This is a genomic window from Neobacillus niacini (assembly GCF_000759675.1).
GTDB lineage: Bacteria > Bacillota > Bacilli > Bacillales > Cytobacillaceae > Neobacillus > Neobacillus niacini_A.
Window position 1 is genome coordinate 13,769 of sequence record NZ_BAWM01000069.1, and the last position, 15,749, is coordinate 29,517.

Genomic DNA, 15,749 nt, shown 5'->3' on the forward strand with positions numbered 1-15,749 from the left:
TTCCTTCTATGGTAACTTTTGTTTCTTTAAATGCTTTGTCAATATTAAGGAAAAGTTTCAAATTTCTGACACCTCTTTTCACCTAAAAGTATAATCGTTTCTGCTCTCGATGTCTGTCAATATCTGTACTTATAATTCCCTCCTCTCATTGACTTTCTAATCAAATTGTATGATGAAATTCCTTTCAAGTCTGCATTATTCCAGTAAGTGGAATAAAATTGAAGGGTAACTTGTGGGAAATAGTTGGTGACTTACATAAAAGGTATCTTATGGTCCGGTAACGAAAACATCAATTTGTTTAGTTATAAAGAAAGGCATAAAACCTTCAACTGTGAGAGAGGAATGATTACAGTATTTTTGATGAGAATTATTCATTACTTTGTGAAGTATTGTACTTAAAGTAACGGGTGCAAGAGTTTAAGAACAGGGCTGCTGAGGCAGCTTTTTTCTTGTTCCACTAACGAAGCAGTTTAGTTGAAGAACCATATTTGTTAAACTTAAGGAAAAGGAAGAAAAGTTGAGGTAAGAAAAATGTATGAATTTAAAGATGAGTTCGAGAGAAAAGAAAAAAAATTTAAGATTTACATTTTTTTATTTGTTATCTCTGTTTTAATACATACATTCATTGACGTTTTTGATTTGGGAATTGAAAAAGTTTCTGGAGTTGGCATAGTTATTAGCCTTTTATTTTTTTGTGTTATCCTTTATTTTGGTTTGCGTAGAAAGTTTTGGGCTGAGGTTATGATTAAATTTTTTGTCTGGCTAAATATTATTTTATTGTTCCTCATTATTACTGTTAAGATTTTAGGGTTGTAGGGCTAACGGGTCAGGATAGTTGAATAAAAAAGATTCCTTCAAATACCAAATTTTGTTAATATTATACTAAACATTTTTAATAAGTTTGAGGTGGTGATGTAATGAAACGAATGCATTTTGACCAACCGACGGAGCATTATGATGAACGTCTAATCCCAATCGATGAACAAATATGTTCTTTGCTAAAACAAAGAAAGGAAATCTCAAATAATAACCCAGGTTTTCCACCGCTTGAAGATATTTCAAAGTGGGCAGAAAAGTTTAATCTTTATGAGGACTTGCTAAGGTCTTTATTCGGTGTATTAGAAAATGATGACCATTTCCGACCGCAGGTTGAACCAATAGATTTTCAAAAGTATATACCAGTCTTAAAGTCTGTAGAAAAAGACAAGTGTTTGTATTCCGTAACATTTATTAGGCAATACGGAAATGCAAGTGTTGTTAATTTTAATATTGATTGGGAACCTGAAATGGATCCAAATAGGGAAAGGTTTCATCGGCATAGTTTTTGGGAGTTATGGTTAGGGGAAGGATATGATTGTAGAGTAACTGGTGGTGGAGGAACTGATGGACACATTAGTTATAACTTTATTGTGTCTCCTCCGTTACCAGACAATATTTCTGGATTGGATTTGAACTTTAAAGAATATCAAACTCCATTCAAAGGCAGACCAACAGGTCTTGAGCTTGTAATGCATTTATAATATAAATTGGGGACTTTTCAATATTGGAATAGTCTCTTTTTTTTAGCAAAGGGGAAGTTTGTGAAGAATTGTACTTAAAGTAACGGGTGCTTTACTTTAAGATCAGGTTGCTGCGGCAGCCTTTTTCTTATTGTGCTAACGGGGCAGTTTAGCTGAAGAAGGAATGGTATAATATTTATTAAGTTGGATTGTTATTGGTCATCTAGGTGGAGGAATTTGAATACCATTTACGACCTATGTATTAAAATATTTAAGATAAAATACCAAAAAGTGAGTGAAATTTTATGGGCAAAAGAGTCTTTATTTCTATATTTATCGCTGCAATTCTTTCCGTTGTTATTCGTTCCATACTTCGTGCCAATGGCATTCACAATTTTCTTAGTGAAGATTTAACTGGTCAAGCATTAATATATTTGGTCATTTGTTTATTGATTTTCTTTGTTTTTAAAAAGAAGTCTGAAAGATAAGACTTATGCACTGTCAAAATCTTGTTCAACTAACGGGTGCAATAGTTCAAGAACAGGGATTTCAGCGGCGATTCTTTTTTGTTATTGAGCTAACGGGGCAGGTTAGTTCAATAAGAATTCGTTTATTTTGTTGTATTTAATGGGGAAACCTCTTGATAAGTAAAAACGGGATTGAGGGATAAAAATGGAACAGATAGAGGTGTTAACGTCTAAGGGTGTCCTCGTTAAAGAATTGAAGAGAAAAAATGAAGAGCTTAAAAAACAATGGGAAGAGGCATTTGCAAAGAATCTTAGTAAATCCCAAAAAAACAAAATCAATTTTTATCAACACTTATGGCATGTATTTAGCTTTAATAAGATTTCCTGTTTAGAAGGACAAAAAGCAAGGGATGCCTTTAATAAGGTTAAAAAAGATGGGTGCTATATTTTTTACCAGGACCAAGAAAATTCATTAATGCTTGAAAATGCCAGAAGTTTAAAGGTAGAAGATATTGTAAAGGAATTTGAAGGTTATATAGATGATGTTTATATAGTTGATTCAAATTTTATATGGACATATGTTTGTACTCATGAAGAATATTGCGGACCCTATTTTTATCAGTTAGTGGAGGAATAGTAAATTTTTCTTATTAAGCTAACGGGTGCTTGAGTTTAAGAAAGAGTCGTAGCTGCGGCTCTTTTTCTTGTTCCACTAACGGGTGCTTGAGTTCAAGAAGGGTTGTGGCGGCAATCCTTTTTCTTATTAAATAATTTAGTATAATTTCTGTACTTAGATAACTGTCCAGCTCCAGCGCCTAGCCTCTCGAGACCTTAAGCCATCCCCCTCCGGAGGGCAGGACCGTCCTGCGAGGCATGTCTTAAGCTTGTCGGGGCTATGCAATGCGCTTGCGCTTTTCTTATTTACTTTGTCATATATTTATGAATTTAATCCGATACAATAGTGGGTATATTTACTCATTTTTCATAATAATACATTTATTTACAAATTTTACACAAAATCCACACGTTCCCTTAACAAAGAATTGCTAGGATAATAGTGATAAAATTATTTTTTGAGGAGTTTTGTGGATGAAATCTAAATTTTTACTGTCTTTGTCTCTAATTACTTCACTAATACTAAGTATGGTGTCTCCGGCATTAGCTGAATCTGTACCAAAAAGTCTGGATCCATCCTCCGTCCTTGATGAGCATACGGCGCAATCTTCGAAAAAGGATGAGTCACTGACGATCTTTGAAGCCGAACCTATTGACGTTCAGCTTCTCGCCATCACGGATTTCCATGGTTACCTCGCGCCGACCACCGGTGCGGACGCCGCTCTGAAGACTCAAGACGGCCAAACCCTCACCGTGGGCGGTGCCGCATACCTGTCCACCCAACTCAACAAAGCTGCCGAAGGGCAACAAAACTCCATCCGCGTCTCCAATGGCGACAATTTCTCCGGCTGGCCATGGCAGACCATGTTCTCCCGCGACGAGCCCACCGTGGAGTTCCTGAACTACCTCGACATTGATGTTTCCTCCGCGGGAAACCACGAACTGGACATCTCATTGGACTTTTTGACGTCTCACATGATGGAGGGCGAATGCTTCGGTGAGGTTGGCGTGGACTCGTGCTTCGAGACCTCTAGTGGCGAAGCGTTCGCGGGAATGGATTTCCCCGTGATTTCCAGCAACATTTACCCGGCAAATGGCTCGCAAAAGAACCCAGCATCCATGCTGCCCTCCACGTACGTCCAAGAGGTCACGGGTGCAGACGGAACTCGGTCCAAGGTTGGTTTCATCGGCGTGACCGCACCGGACTCGGAACGGATTTTCTCTTCCTATCAGGTTGACCAGATGGTGGTAGGAAGCATGCTACCGGCCGTCAACCGGGCGGCTGATGACCTTCAGAGGCAGGGCGTTGAGGCCATTGTTGTGCTCGCCCATGAGGGAGACTGGAATTCCGGCACGTACAACGAGTGCGCTGTGAGCGGCGGTCCGCTCAACCGTCTTGCCTCGCAGGCGTCCCCGGCTATTGACGTGGTGGTGGGAGGGCACTGGCACTCCGCGGCAACCTGTGTTGTGCAAGATCCTGACGGCAGCCCGCGACCGGTCATCACTCCCGGCCATCATGGCCGGACCTTCGGCGATATCCGTTTTCAGATCGACCCGGCCAACGCCGACATTGATCGCGCGAGCATTACGGCAGAGAACATTCCGGTGACTCGCGACGTTCCGGCTGACCCGACCGTGGCGAAAATGGTCGACCACTGGAATGCGGTGGCCAGCGCACGTTGGGCTCAGCCCCTCGGAACGCTTGCGGAAGACGTCACGGCCACCAAGGATGCCGACGGAGAGTCTGAGATCGGGAACTTGGTTGCCGACGCCTACCTGGATATTGCTCAGGGACTCGAGCCGAAGAACGGCACTGTTGATCTAGCGATTACTCACCCGCGCCAGGTCCGCAATCCGCTCATCTACAAAGCCGGATCGAATCCCAGCGACAGCAACGGAATCATCCTGTTTGGTGAGAGCTGGACGGTTCAGGGATCGGCGTCGTCGATCGTGACCATTTCGGTCAAGGGCAACCAGCTTCGCGAGCTCTTTGAGCAGCAGTGGCAACTGGACCAGAACTCTAAGGAGACCTATGTTCCGTTGTCGGTTTCCGGCAACGTGAACCTGCAGCTGGATCCATGGCTATTGCACGGTGTTCGAGTTACGGATCTGAAGGTCAACGGTAAGGACGTCAAAGACAACGTCACGTATCGCGTGGCCGTTCCGTCCCGAATTGCGCTGGGCATGGACGGCTTCACGGCGTTGAAGTCCGGCACCGATCCTGTTCGCAGCGACATGGATCACTGGGCCTTCCAGGACTGGATGTCCCAACAGGACACTATTAGCGCTCCGGAGCTGGGCCGTGTAAACTATGCTGTAACGGAGTAGTTTCTTCCATCCCGCCGAGTGGCGACTAACGTAGGTTCCGGGTTGTCACTTTGACCGATAATTTGCGTACGTTTTAAGTGTTATTTTGCACATCCAAGTTTTAAAAACCCAGCTACCTTCACATAAGAAGATTAGTTGGTTTTTTTAAAGTTATTGTGCTAACGGGTGCAATAGTTAAAGATGAGATCGCTGCGGCGGTCTTTTTGCTTGTTCAGCTAACGATGCAGGTTTGTTGAAGAAGGATTTGACGATTAAAGAAAGAATAGTATAGATAGTTTATGTGGCTTAGGCTAAGAAGAGTTATTTGAACGGAGGGAAATAATAAATAAGATGGATGCATACGTTTTAAAATTTACTTTAGAAAAAGTTTTAGACCAAGTTTATAACAAGATTGAACCAAAGACCAGAAACCATCTTCATACAGTCCTTCAAAGAGATTATTGTACCTTGGCCAATCGATTTTCCCTTAAAGGCGAGATGGAATATAGAGTTTTAGAAATAATCAATTTCCCCGACAAGAAAGGCCTTATTGATGTTGTTTGGCTGAAGGATAAAGTTCCAATCGTTGCTATAGAGAATGAATCAGCATTAAAGCCTAAAACAATGGAAAAACTTCTTTCGTCTGGGTGCCAGTATCTTTATTACGTGTATTATGGAGGCAAAAGTGATGATTTAGTAAATCAATTTATAAATGAGAACGATCCGGAAGGCAAAGTAATTTTCATTCATAAAAGGTATAAGCTTGGTAAGAATAAAGATTTTGGGATAACCAAAGAACATTACAGATAATATTAACTCCCTAAACATTCTGGTTTTGCTTGCAATTTTAAGGGGCCAATTAGAAATTGAAGAACGTGCTGCCAATAAAGGTGGCATTTTTGTTGTGCTAACGAAGCAGGTTCAAGAAGAAAATGGTAAGATACTAATCAGTGATATTGAATCAATTGGACTTCCTCTTTACGTTATCAGGGATTAGAATATAAATAAAAAGGTGATTACAATTAAAAAAGTAAAAAGTATCCTATTTTTGCTTCTTGGATCCATATCTCTTGTGATTGGAGTTGCAGGGACTGTGTTACCAGTTCTACCGGGCGGTCCGTTTTACTTATTTGCTGCTTTTTGCTTTGCGAAAAGTTCCAAGTCGATTGAAAACTGGTTCAAACGCACCTCATTATATGAAAAATACGTTGAATCATTCCTACAAAAAAAAGGTATGACTCTAAAAGAGAAAATCAGAATCAATTTAGTTGCCGATTTCTTCATCGTAATTTCTGTATTTTATGTGGACATCCTTTTAGTGAAAATCCTGTTGGTATTGCTGGCCCTCTACAAACATTATTATTTCATTAAAAAAATTAAGACAATTGACCGAAACAGTACGAAACAAAGAGCTTCTTGAAAATTTTCTTCAAATAACGGGACCTTTACTTCAATAAAGGAGTTGCTTCGGCAGCTCTTTTTAATTTTTGGCTTAAGATGAAGTAGAAAGTAACCCCGAATCCCCCATATATTTAAGGTTTCTTACGAACCTATTTAATTAGGCTCATGTAATTTAACAGCCTACTGCAGATTTTTAGAGGTTGATATCAACTTTGTGAGTTATGAATAGGGGAGTTAGTATAAAGGAAATTGTGGTTTGTTATACCTTAGAGGATGATATTAAACGAGAAAGAATACTGAAAGAGGCTGTTGTTAGTAAGGAACAAGTTATACAAGAAATAGTAAAAAAGATTGAACAACGCAAATACTTTCTTGCTAAAGGTGACCAAGGGGAATATTGGATTAATCGTTCTTCAATCCGTTATATAGGAGTTCATGAAAACGATGATCCGAATATTAATCTCATTAAACTATAATTATAGAAAAGGCTTTTTAATTTTATATTAACTTTGATTTACTTTACATGGGAGAGAAGATGAATGTCAGAAGAAACGTATCAATCTCGTGAGGAACGAAAACAAGCTGAAAAAAAAAGTAAAAACAAACAAAGAAGTATTGGAATACTAAAAAAAGGATCTTTGTTAAAAAAACTGGTCATTGTCTGTTTGGTGCTCGGTCTTGTTTCGACAGGATCAGTTGCCATTACGTTCGCTTCAATGATTAAGGGGACACCTGCTTTAGATTCTTCTAAGCTAGTGGATCCGCTTTCTACTAAATTTTATGATAAAGACGGAAACTTCCTTTATGAATACGGGAAGGAAAAACGGACAAAAATTACGTACGATCAAGTGCCCAAATTTTTGGAGCAGGCCTTTATTGCTACCGAGGATTCTCATTTTTATGAACATCATGGGATCGACCTTAAAAGGACAGCCAAGGCGATATTCTTGAACGTAACAGGGGATTTCGGATCTCAGGGAGGCAGTACGATTACACAGCAAGTCATTAAAAATTCTTTTTTGTCTCCAGAGAAAACAGTGAAACGTAAAGTGCAAGAATGGGACTTAGCGTATAAGTTGGAAAATGAATATTCCAAGCAGGATATTTTAATGATGTACTTAAACAAAATCTACCTTGGAAACCGCTCTTATGGAGTGGCTGCCGCAGCGAAGAATTACTATGGTATTGAGTCCAATGATTTGAAAAACATGACGCTGGCACAGGCAGCGCTGATCGCTGGACTGACACAGAGTCCGAATAATTATGATCCTACCATACCGGAAAACCAAGAAGCAGCCACGAAGCGCCGTCACATTGTCTTAAGCTCAATGCTTCGAGATGGCTATATCACGGAAAAACAAATGAAGGAAGCAGAAAAAGTTCTTGTCACAGAGGGACTTGTAGCAAGAGACACGCAGCAAAGTATGCCTTATGAAGCCTTTTTGGATGCAGCCGTGAAAGAGGTAAAGGGAAAACTAAAGGATGCGGACATCAGTAAGGACGGATTGTCGATTTATACAACCTTGGATCCAAAAGCACAGGATTTTGCAGACAAAATGATGAATACCAGTGAAATCATTGCCTATCCGGATGCGAATTTTCAGGGAGCCTTCGTTTTTTTAGATACCAAAACGGGTGAAGTCAGGGCAATCGGGAGTGGCCGAAATGACTATAAAGCTCAATTTTTAGGTCACAACTTTGCCGTCGATATTAAACGTCAACCTGGATCATCCTTCAAGCCGATTTTTGATTATGGGCCAGCAATTGAAAACTTAAAATGGTCCACTGCTCATTTGATCAATGACCAGAAGACCACCTATTCAACGGGTCAGCCCATTTCCAACTGGGATCATCAGTATCATGGAATGCTGACGATGCGGACGGCACTGCAAAATTCATACAATATCCCGGCGCTGTTCGCCATGAGAGAGGTTGGGATGGATAAGGCTAAGAGTTTTGCAGAATCACTGGGGATTACGTTTAAAAGTAATGAAGTATATGAATCCTACTCGATCGGCAGCAATACCGTTAGTCCTTTAGACATGGCAGGGGCCTACAGTTCCTTTGGAAACAGTGGTCTATACAATAAACCGCATTTCGTCCAAAAGGTTGTTTTGGCGGATGGTACAGAGGTTCAATTTGCGGGGGAATCAAAACGTGTTATGCAGGATTACACTGCCTATATGGTAACTGATATGTTACGCACAGTCGTAGATGCTGGGACAGGAACAACAGCAAATGTTCCTAGTCTGGATGTTGCCGGGAAAACAGGAACAACCAATTTTGATGAAAAAACCCGAGCTAAATATGGATACCCTGGCGAAGCTACAAATGATAGCTGGTTCGCAGGATATACGCCACAATACACCATGTCCGTCTGGACGGGTTACGCTCAAAACGGACCGGGTACCTATATGAGTGGAAATACAACGAAAATCTCGCAGTTAATGTTTAAAGCCATGATGGAAGCTTTTGGAATGGACACAGCCAATTTCCAGCAGCCAGAAAGTGTCTACAGTGTGAATAATGAACTTTATATAAAAGGAATTGATTCTGCAGAAGTTCCACCAAAGAACGATGTCATCATTCCTCCTAATAATGGCGGAAATAAAGAGGAAGAGAAAGTTAAAAAAGAGGCAGAAAAACTGAAAAAAGAGGAAGAGAAGCGAGGAAAAAAGGAAGAGAAAAAGAATAATAAGCATGGTTAAGATAGATATTTTTTTCTTCCATTGTTCCACTTCAATAGTAGGGTGATTTCACATATTAAGACAATAGATAGTTAATCAGAAAATCTCGTTAAATTCAAAATAAACTTTAACAGATTAAATACACATGACCGTTATTTATACGGTCTTTTTTATGTGGGAGCAAAATCTCCCAATTGTTCATGTTACTTGAGAATGTGAAGAAATGTACTTAAAGTAACGGGTGCAAGAGTTAAATAAGGGACCGCTGCGGCGGTCTTTTCTTTTTGTGCTAACGTAAGCAGTTTTTTTGAAGAGTAGTGTTTAACTTGTGTTCAACAATCGGGCCATTTAATGAAATAAGGATTATGAGCTAACTGCAGTTAAGTTGTAGAAGGATTTTTGTAATTAAAACAGAATAATTATATTTACCTCCAGAATTTGTAAGTAAGTTATTTATAATTAAGAATCAATTGGAAAATTCAAGATAATGAAAAAAAGGAGGAAATTTAAAATGACGCATCCCGCATTAAAAATGTACGACTACCACATATGGGCAAATGGAGTTATTATTGATCGTTTAAAAGAATTTCCGCAAGACATTTATCATAAGGAAATTCAGACTGGCTTTTCTTCGATATCAAAGGTGATGTCCCACATTTATCTCACTGATTATGCATGGTTTGACATTATCTCAGGTAAAAGTATGAATGAAGCAATCGCAACCACGAATCAATTAAGAGAACAGATCGAAACGAAAAGTATTGAAGAAATGAGAAAGATCTTTTTAGGATTATCTGAACGTTACAAAGAACTTCTGAACAACCAAGAAAATATTGAAAAGGTAATAGTGGTTGATAACCCATATGCTGGGGAGCTTGAAACTTCTGTTTCTGAATCGGTACTACACGTTGTTACTCACGGATCATATCACCGTGGCAATATAGCTACCATGTTACGGCAAATGGGACACACCTCCGTGATGCAAGATTATGGACTTTACCTATTTATGCCCCAAACTTCATGATAACTCGTCTGGAGGTCTTATATTTTTATAAAAATTCTTCAATAAAAGAGTGCTAATGTAATAAGGTGTGAACATGTTTCAACGACCTGAGTAATTCCAGAATAGGGCGCTTTTCTTGAATAAGGAGGCGTCTATTTGTATTGTACTGGATTCTGGAACAACACTTATTAGTGATTGGAGTTATATTAAGGTGTAGAAGAGATTGTGAAGGATTACACTTAAACTAACGGGTGCGTTAGTTTAATAAATATGTAAGAAATTCATCTTATCTAAGGTGTTTTTTTTTACTTTGGGGCTATTTAGTTTCAAAGATTAATACAAAAAGGTAATTTAAGATCGGTATAAGGAGCCAGCCTTTTTTTGTTTTTATATTTCGACATTTTTCTGCATTCTAGGAAGTGTAACAAAATACATAAGAGATTGGAATCATACAAAGTTTGTTGATTTTATTGACTTTTCCAGTCATTACCATTGCTAGTGAGTATATAAATTTTTGTTAAGTAGAGAATTTGTCAAATCTTGACCTTTTATTTAGCTTTAATCAATTTCATTTTATTTGTAAAATATAAAAAAGTTAAAAAACATTTGTAGGAATAACAAAATGAAATTGGATTTATTAGAGAAGTGGAATGAACCAAAAAGTTAGAATTAAATAAAGGAGATAGAACAAAATGTACAAGTATACAATCTATGTAACACATAAAGGTAAAGTCTATCAAACCAACGTAATAGCTACCAAAAACCAAACAGAAGAAGAAGTTTATCGTATAGCACAAGAACAAGTTCTGAAACAATGGGCAAATTAAATACTGGATCCTTGGATTAAAAGGATTGAATGGAACTTCCACTTGAAGTATAGATTTTGGATAGCTTCCTTTACTTGAAATCTAGCTGCCAATGGCGGCTTTTTTTGTTTAACTAAAGAAGCAGGTTAGCATTCCTGTAGATCGTTAAATATCAGGTTTGAAAAAAATAAAGCCCCTCAGTAAGATATGAGTATAGACACCACTCTAACTCAGACTCTTAAGGAGGAAGCCCTACTATGAATTTTAAAATGCAAGACAAACAAAATCAACTAATAGAAAGAATTTCCGATACACATCTTATCGTTGGTGTGGATATCGCTCAACAACTACGCGTCGCAAGAGCAGTTAACTTCCGTGGAATTGTAGTTGGAGATTCTCTTTCTTTTGAAAATAATGAAGAAGGGTTTATTAAACTATTAAATTGGATCCAAGAGTTAAAAAGACTAAAGAAATTAGATGCAGCAATAGTAGGTATGGAGTCTACAGGCCATTACTGGCTAAACCTATCAAAATGGTAATATTACCAAAACATTGAGGTAGTAACAGTCAATCCCCACTAAGTAAAAAGGAATAAAGAAAATCGTGATAATACTCAATCTAAGAGTGATAAAAAAGATGCACTCGTTATCGCGGATATGGTCAAAAACGGTTATTACTCCATTATTCGCCCATCATCAGAATCATTTGAGAAGCTACCCATCAGGTTAGCATAACTGGCCATCAACCCCTTGGATAGGCATGACGAAGGAATGAGAGGGCAACTGACCCGTTGAGACATGGGAGGGAAAGCCTCCAGGGACGCGTGGAGATGTACATTATATGGTAAAATATGGAGTGGTGGCTGAATCCTTTATTTAACTATGCCTTCACGAAGCCAAATTGATCTGAACTCATTTCAATTACCCGTAAATACAAAAACAAGTGTTATGAAATCCTGCGAATAAGTGAGCATTCGAGAGATATTCGTATCAAACTGAGGGAGTTGAACAAGAAAGAATAATAAACTAAGACAACAAATAATACGTCAGTTTCCGATAAGAGGGAATTTTATGAAGATAAATCAGCATTTATTTTCTTTAGTAATGTTATTGCTTTTTTTTAGTTCTTTTATTTTTTCAACTAAGTCACTAGCAACTTCTTGGGCTTATCCATTTGTAGTTTGGGAAGATTATATTTATGTAGTAAGCGATGAGTATGTAACAGAAATTGATACTGAGATAGGTCACGTTACTATGTATTCAGATATGAAATCTTATCCTGGAAATTTCTCTAATGCCTTTAAAAAAGGGACTAAGTATTATTCGATCAAAGGTATTAGTACAGAAGAATCATTAGCTATTGAAGAATCAGATGGTCGGTATTTAAAGGCTGATAGAGATGGGAAATATGAAGTAAAAAGTTCTTTTTATGGATTTTTTTATGGACAACAAGGCATTTTTGTTTATCTAATATTGGGTATTTTAGCTATTATTTTTATTATTAAAGTTATAAAGAATAAGCCTGGAAGCTAAAGACTTGTTCAACTAACGGGTGCAAGAGTTGAAGAACTAGGGTTGCTGCGGCGGTCCTTTTTTATTATTCAGCTAACGAAGCAGGTTACTTGAAGAAGGTTTGACAAATAACACTATTGGTATTCTTATGATTTTATCTATACATTGAAGCAAAACTATACTTTGAGAGAGTGAAAAACTTGAAACATAATCGACTTTTCTTCTTGTCGTTAGCAAGTAGCATATTGGTTATTTTAATTGCTTTTTTTCAATGGAACTTGATTGAAATAATAACAGAATTTTTAATGCTACCTATTTGGTTAGTGGTATTTGGATTTTTTATTGTCATTACAGTAAAGACAATTCTCAATTTATTTAAAAATAAGGATTGGAAGCCGTTTACTATCCAGTTATTAACCACCATATTATGGCTGTTCTTTCCTTTCACTCAAGTTATGTTAAATTTGGACTTCAAAATGAATAAATCAGAAAGAGAAGAAGTGGTGGAAATGGTGGAACAAGGTACTCTTAAACCGAATGTTTCATACGATTCATTACTTATCCATTTACCTAAAAAATACGACCAACTATCTAAAGGTGGTGGGGAAATCGTTATTGAAAAAAACGGTAACTTAATTTTATTTTTCACTTACCGTGGAATATTAGATAATTTCTCTGGGTTCGTGTATTCACCTAATGATAAAAAGCCAAGTCAAAGTGATTTTGATGGAGATTTTAAACAAATAGAAAAGTTAGATGAAAATTGGTATTTTGTAGGTTCGTATTAAACTAACAGGTGCAAGAGTTAAAGAAGATGATCGCTGCGGCGGTCTTTTTTATTATTCGACTAATGGGCAGAATAGTTAAATAAGATATTAAAAAAATTATTTAATAACCGAGGGGAAATTTATGAAAATAATGACTATTAAGCATAATATTGGTTGTTGTTGGATGTAGCATTTTAGGGTGGCTAATTAAAGATGCCTACAAAAATAATAAGGGTGAAAGTACAAAGTATAAAATTCTCTATTTATTTTGGGTATTATTAGGTGTCTTACTAGATACAAGTGGTTTAATCATTATCTTTGGTCTTATTCTATTAGGAGTTCTTTTAATAATCTATTACCCATTCTTCACTTAATGGGTGCTTTTCTAGAAAAAGTTATTTTACGGTTATTGTAAATAAATCTGGTTGGAGGAAAAATGATTAAAAATTTATATTCATTTTTAAATCAGAATTTTGAGGGTCTAATTTTAGAACCACCTCTATTTTATTCTTGGAGTAATAGTATTAGGTTTGAAATTTCAAATCCGATAATACCACACTATGCAATAGAAAATTTGAAACAAACTTTTCAACGTTCCATTACTTTGTTTAAAAAGGTGTTTGATGAGAGAGATGAAATTCTGCTGGTTACCGATGTGCTAACTACAAGGAACAATCACTTTCTGCAGAGGAAACCTTTAAATGTGTATAAGAAGTATTTAAAAGATAAAGATCTATTATACAAATTACACCATCAACTTTTTGTTAGATTCTTCGAAGATGAAGTAGATCAGATGGTTATTCATAGATTTATCCTTCAGTGTAAAAAAGACACTATTAGGTATGCCCCACTATTAAAAGCCATTTGTTATGAGGACTTTGCACATTCATCTACTATCTTGAAAAATAATCAAGAAAGTGGATATGAAATTTATTTTGTTAATCTAACTAAAAAAATAATTTTTCACTTATATGATGATCGTGGCTGCGATATTTTAGCAGCCGATAAAGAGGATATTCGTTATCTTTATGAAGAATTTAACGATTGGATATTAGATTATGATCGCAAAAGAATTGATCACTTGTTTAAGTAGAACATAACGTTCATCTTCAACTCCCATGAAAATAAAAACTGAAAAAAGGCATACAAAAATAGACCCAGAAAAACCAGTTTTTAGATAGGGCGGTTGTTTGAACGTTCCCCGTTAGCGGAACGAAGCTGCCGATTAATTCACCATAGCAGCCTCGCGGTGTAGCTTATTCGATAAGAGCTTAGCGACTCTCATTTGCTCTAAAATGATAATATCGCTTGATATTTATTAATAAAAAAGCCGTGACAACTACATGTACAACTGAATAATTTAATTTATGACATCAAAAGGAGGTGGTCGTATGAGTAATAGACTGCCAGATGTAGTTATTATAGTTAGAGATGAAGAGAATTTTGAGAATATTGCAAAAGTAGAAGTACTCGGAAGCGCATCCCCGTGTAAACATCTACTACGGGTAGGTGCTCCTATAGCTCCTGTTGTATTATGTATGGTTAGGAATGGATTTGTAAACGCTCAGGCGGAAAATGCTGTTATATTTTTCCGTCCAAGATGATGTCTGAGTTCGACTTTATGTTATCCTCTTCAGGTAGATTGTAATAAAGTGGACAAGATATGATGTTTATTACAGTCGACTTGGGGAAGTGATTTTTTATGGCTATGTTAAATGTTAATCTAGATTTTATAATAATAATAGGAGAAACCCAAGAAATCCCTTCAGATAGCAAGGTCTGAAGGGTATTTTTTAATAGAAGATGTTTTTTCACATTTTTCTGTGCTTCTTGGATGGGGCGCCGGTGCGTTGATACTATAAATGGAGATGCATCTTCCTTATTGAAGTAATGTGGCAGATTAGTTTGTGAAGAAATTTACTTAAAGTAACGGGTGCAATAGTTAAAGATGAAGATCACTGCGGCGGTCTTTTTTTGTTTGTTGTGTTAACTGTCAGTTTACTTCCAGAAGGAATTAGTAGCAAATACAACGAATTATGAATGATATTAATCATTTGTAACTTCTAGGAGGTATTATTTTTGAATGAAAATTAGAGAGTTAATGGAACGTTATGAAAATCTGTATTCACTTGAGGGACTTAATGATAAACAAATCAATGTCATAGAGACATCTTTAGAAATAAAACTTCCTAATGATTTTAAACAAATATGTTCTTTTTATAGTGGAGAGCTAATTGGTAACATAAGTATTTTTGCATTCGACGGGAATAGTCCTAATATTATTGATGAAACCTTAAGTCTAAGGGATGCAATAAATTTACCCTTAAATTTTATTGTTTTGGCTGAGCCACCAGCAAGCCTGATTTTAATGGACATAGAAAAAAAGCCGTCTGTATTATGGTGTGATAGTAATGACGTACAGAGAATACATAATCATTCGTTTGTTTCATCTCCAGACTATTGGGATACTTTTAGTGATTTCTTCTTAAGTCGTACCATAGATGATGAAGAAGAGTTATAAGATAATAATTTCAACAACTCATGAGGCTTGAGTTTAACAAGGAATCGTATCTGCGGCTCTTTTTCTTGTTCTACTAACGTTGCAGTTGTGCGGCCGAGCATAGGTCGTATCATATAGCGGGTGGGATTCCCGTCGAGAAAGAACTAGCCATTCACTCGTAGCGAG

General features: G+C 37.1%; 16 protein-coding genes and 1 pseudogene. All 17 read left to right on the forward strand.

The genetic code is table 11. The features are described from left to right. The first annotated feature begins 531 nt into the window (after positions 1-531). The 17 genes and pseudogenes from TR08_RS19410 (at position 532) to TR08_RS19485 (ending at position 15,584) form a co-directional block, all read left to right on the forward strand. Positions 532-816 carry a hypothetical protein gene (locus TR08_RS19410; RefSeq protein WP_045521053.1) on the forward strand — a complete coding sequence of 95 codons (285 nt, stop codon included), beginning with the start codon at positions 532-534 and terminating at the stop codon, positions 814-816. A gap of 101 nt (positions 817-917) precedes the next feature. Continuing rightward, positions 918-1,520, forward strand: a complete 603-nt coding sequence (locus TR08_RS19415) for a hypothetical protein (RefSeq protein WP_045521054.1) — start codon at positions 918-920, stop codon at positions 1,518-1,520. Positions 1,521-1,804: 284 nt separating this feature from the next. After that, positions 1,805-1,987, forward strand: coding sequence for a hypothetical protein (locus TR08_RS32110; RefSeq protein WP_152597471.1), 183 nt, complete (start codon positions 1,805-1,807; stop codon positions 1,985-1,987). Positions 1,988-2,171: 184 nt separating this feature from the next. Further along, a complete protein-coding gene (locus tag TR08_RS19420; RefSeq protein WP_045521055.1) occupies positions 2,172-2,603 on the forward strand; it encodes a DUF4275 family protein in 432 nt (143 codons plus the stop codon). Positions 2,604-3,055: 452 nt separating this feature from the next. Then, positions 3,056-4,909 carry a bifunctional metallophosphatase/5'-nucleotidase gene (locus tag TR08_RS19425; protein WP_052427535.1) on the forward strand — a complete coding sequence of 618 codons (1,854 nt, stop codon included), beginning with the start codon at positions 3,056-3,058 and terminating at the stop codon, positions 4,907-4,909. 330 nt (positions 4,910-5,239) lie between these two features. Continuing rightward, entirely contained in the window at positions 5,240-5,698 is a 459-nt protein-coding gene (locus tag TR08_RS19430; RefSeq protein WP_045521057.1) for a hypothetical protein, read from the forward strand. A 202-nt stretch (positions 5,699-5,900) separates the two neighbouring features. After that, the gene (locus TR08_RS19435; RefSeq protein ID WP_274521034.1) at positions 5,901-6,308 is read left to right on the forward strand and encodes a YbaN family protein; all 408 of its coding nucleotides are present in this window, start codon (positions 5,901-5,903) and stop codon (positions 6,306-6,308) included. 202 nt (positions 6,309-6,510) lie between these two features. Continuing rightward, positions 6,511-6,765, forward strand: a complete 255-nt coding sequence (locus tag TR08_RS19440; RefSeq protein ID WP_045521059.1) for a hypothetical protein — start codon at positions 6,511-6,513, stop codon at positions 6,763-6,765. A 63-nt stretch (positions 6,766-6,828) separates the two neighbouring features. Next, positions 6,829-8,997, forward strand: coding sequence for a transglycosylase domain-containing protein (locus TR08_RS19445; RefSeq protein ID WP_045521060.1), 2,169 nt, complete (start codon positions 6,829-6,831; stop codon positions 8,995-8,997). A 490-nt stretch (positions 8,998-9,487) separates the two neighbouring features. Next, a complete protein-coding gene (locus TR08_RS19450; protein ID WP_045521061.1) occupies positions 9,488-10,000 on the forward strand; it encodes a DinB family protein in 513 nt (170 codons plus the stop codon). Between the two features lie 671 nt (positions 10,001-10,671). Beyond that, positions 10,672-10,806: a BA3454 family stress response protein gene (locus TR08_RS32115; protein WP_152597472.1), complete on the forward strand. Its 135-nt coding sequence runs from the start codon at positions 10,672-10,674 to the stop codon at positions 10,804-10,806. Positions 10,807-11,042: 236 nt separating this feature from the next. After that, positions 11,043-11,516: pseudogene (locus TR08_RS19455) on the forward strand (IS110 family transposase); the annotation flags it as partial. Between the two features lie 339 nt (positions 11,517-11,855). Continuing rightward, the gene (locus tag TR08_RS19460; protein WP_045521062.1) at positions 11,856-12,317 is read left to right on the forward strand and encodes a hypothetical protein; all 462 of its coding nucleotides are present in this window, start codon (positions 11,856-11,858) and stop codon (positions 12,315-12,317) included. 170 nt (positions 12,318-12,487) lie between these two features. Next, complete coding sequence (locus TR08_RS19465; RefSeq protein ID WP_238579198.1) at positions 12,488-13,084, forward strand: hypothetical protein; 597 nt, start codon at positions 12,488-12,490, stop codon at positions 13,082-13,084. A gap of 415 nt (positions 13,085-13,499) precedes the next feature. Beyond that, positions 13,500-14,156, forward strand: coding sequence for a DUF3885 domain-containing protein (locus TR08_RS19475; RefSeq protein WP_045521067.1), 657 nt, complete (start codon positions 13,500-13,502; stop codon positions 14,154-14,156). A 298-nt stretch (positions 14,157-14,454) separates the two neighbouring features. After that, complete coding sequence (locus TR08_RS19480) at positions 14,455-14,667, forward strand: hypothetical protein (protein WP_045521068.1); 213 nt, start codon at positions 14,455-14,457, stop codon at positions 14,665-14,667. A gap of 479 nt (positions 14,668-15,146) precedes the next feature. Beyond that, entirely contained in the window at positions 15,147-15,584 is a 438-nt protein-coding gene (locus TR08_RS19485; RefSeq protein ID WP_045521070.1) for an SMI1/KNR4 family protein, read from the forward strand. The last annotated feature ends 165 nt before the right edge of the window (positions 15,585-15,749 follow it).

Excerpts from the sequence above, each read along its gene's own strand:
- TR08_RS19420 (WP_045521055.1), top strand. The coding sequence starts at position 2,172 with ATGGAACAGATAGAGGTGTTAACGTCTAAGGGTGTCCTCGTTAAAGAA.
- TR08_RS19430 (WP_045521057.1), top strand. The coding sequence starts at position 5,240 with ATGGATGCATACGTTTTAAAATTTACTTTAGAAAAAGTTTTAGACCAA.
- TR08_RS19475 (WP_045521067.1), top strand. The coding sequence starts at position 13,500 with ATGATTAAAAATTTATATTCATTTTTAAATCAGAATTTTGAGGGTCTA.
- TR08_RS19445 (WP_045521060.1), top strand. The coding sequence starts at position 6,829 with ATGTCAGAAGAAACGTATCAATCTCGTGAGGAACGAAAACAAGCTGAA.
- TR08_RS19425 (WP_052427535.1), top strand. The coding sequence starts at position 3,056 with ATGAAATCTAAATTTTTACTGTCTTTGTCTCTAATTACTTCACTAATA.
- TR08_RS19485 (WP_045521070.1), top strand. The coding sequence starts at position 15,147 with ATGAAAATTAGAGAGTTAATGGAACGTTATGAAAATCTGTATTCACTT.
- TR08_RS19415 (WP_045521054.1), top strand. The coding sequence starts at position 918 with ATGAAACGAATGCATTTTGACCAACCGACGGAGCATTATGATGAACGT.
- TR08_RS19480 (WP_045521068.1), top strand. The coding sequence starts at position 14,455 with ATGAGTAATAGACTGCCAGATGTAGTTATTATAGTTAGAGATGAAGAG.
- TR08_RS19460 (WP_045521062.1), top strand. The coding sequence starts at position 11,856 with ATGAAGATAAATCAGCATTTATTTTCTTTAGTAATGTTATTGCTTTTT.
- TR08_RS19440 (WP_045521059.1), top strand. The coding sequence starts at position 6,511 with ATGAATAGGGGAGTTAGTATAAAGGAAATTGTGGTTTGTTATACCTTA.
- TR08_RS19450 (WP_045521061.1), top strand. The coding sequence starts at position 9,488 with ATGACGCATCCCGCATTAAAAATGTACGACTACCACATATGGGCAAAT.
- TR08_RS19410 (WP_045521053.1), top strand. The coding sequence starts at position 532 with ATGTATGAATTTAAAGATGAGTTCGAGAGAAAAGAAAAAAAATTTAAG.
- TR08_RS32115 (WP_152597472.1), top strand. The coding sequence starts at position 10,672 with ATGTACAAGTATACAATCTATGTAACACATAAAGGTAAAGTCTATCAA.
- TR08_RS32110 (WP_152597471.1), top strand. The coding sequence starts at position 1,805 with ATGGGCAAAAGAGTCTTTATTTCTATATTTATCGCTGCAATTCTTTCC.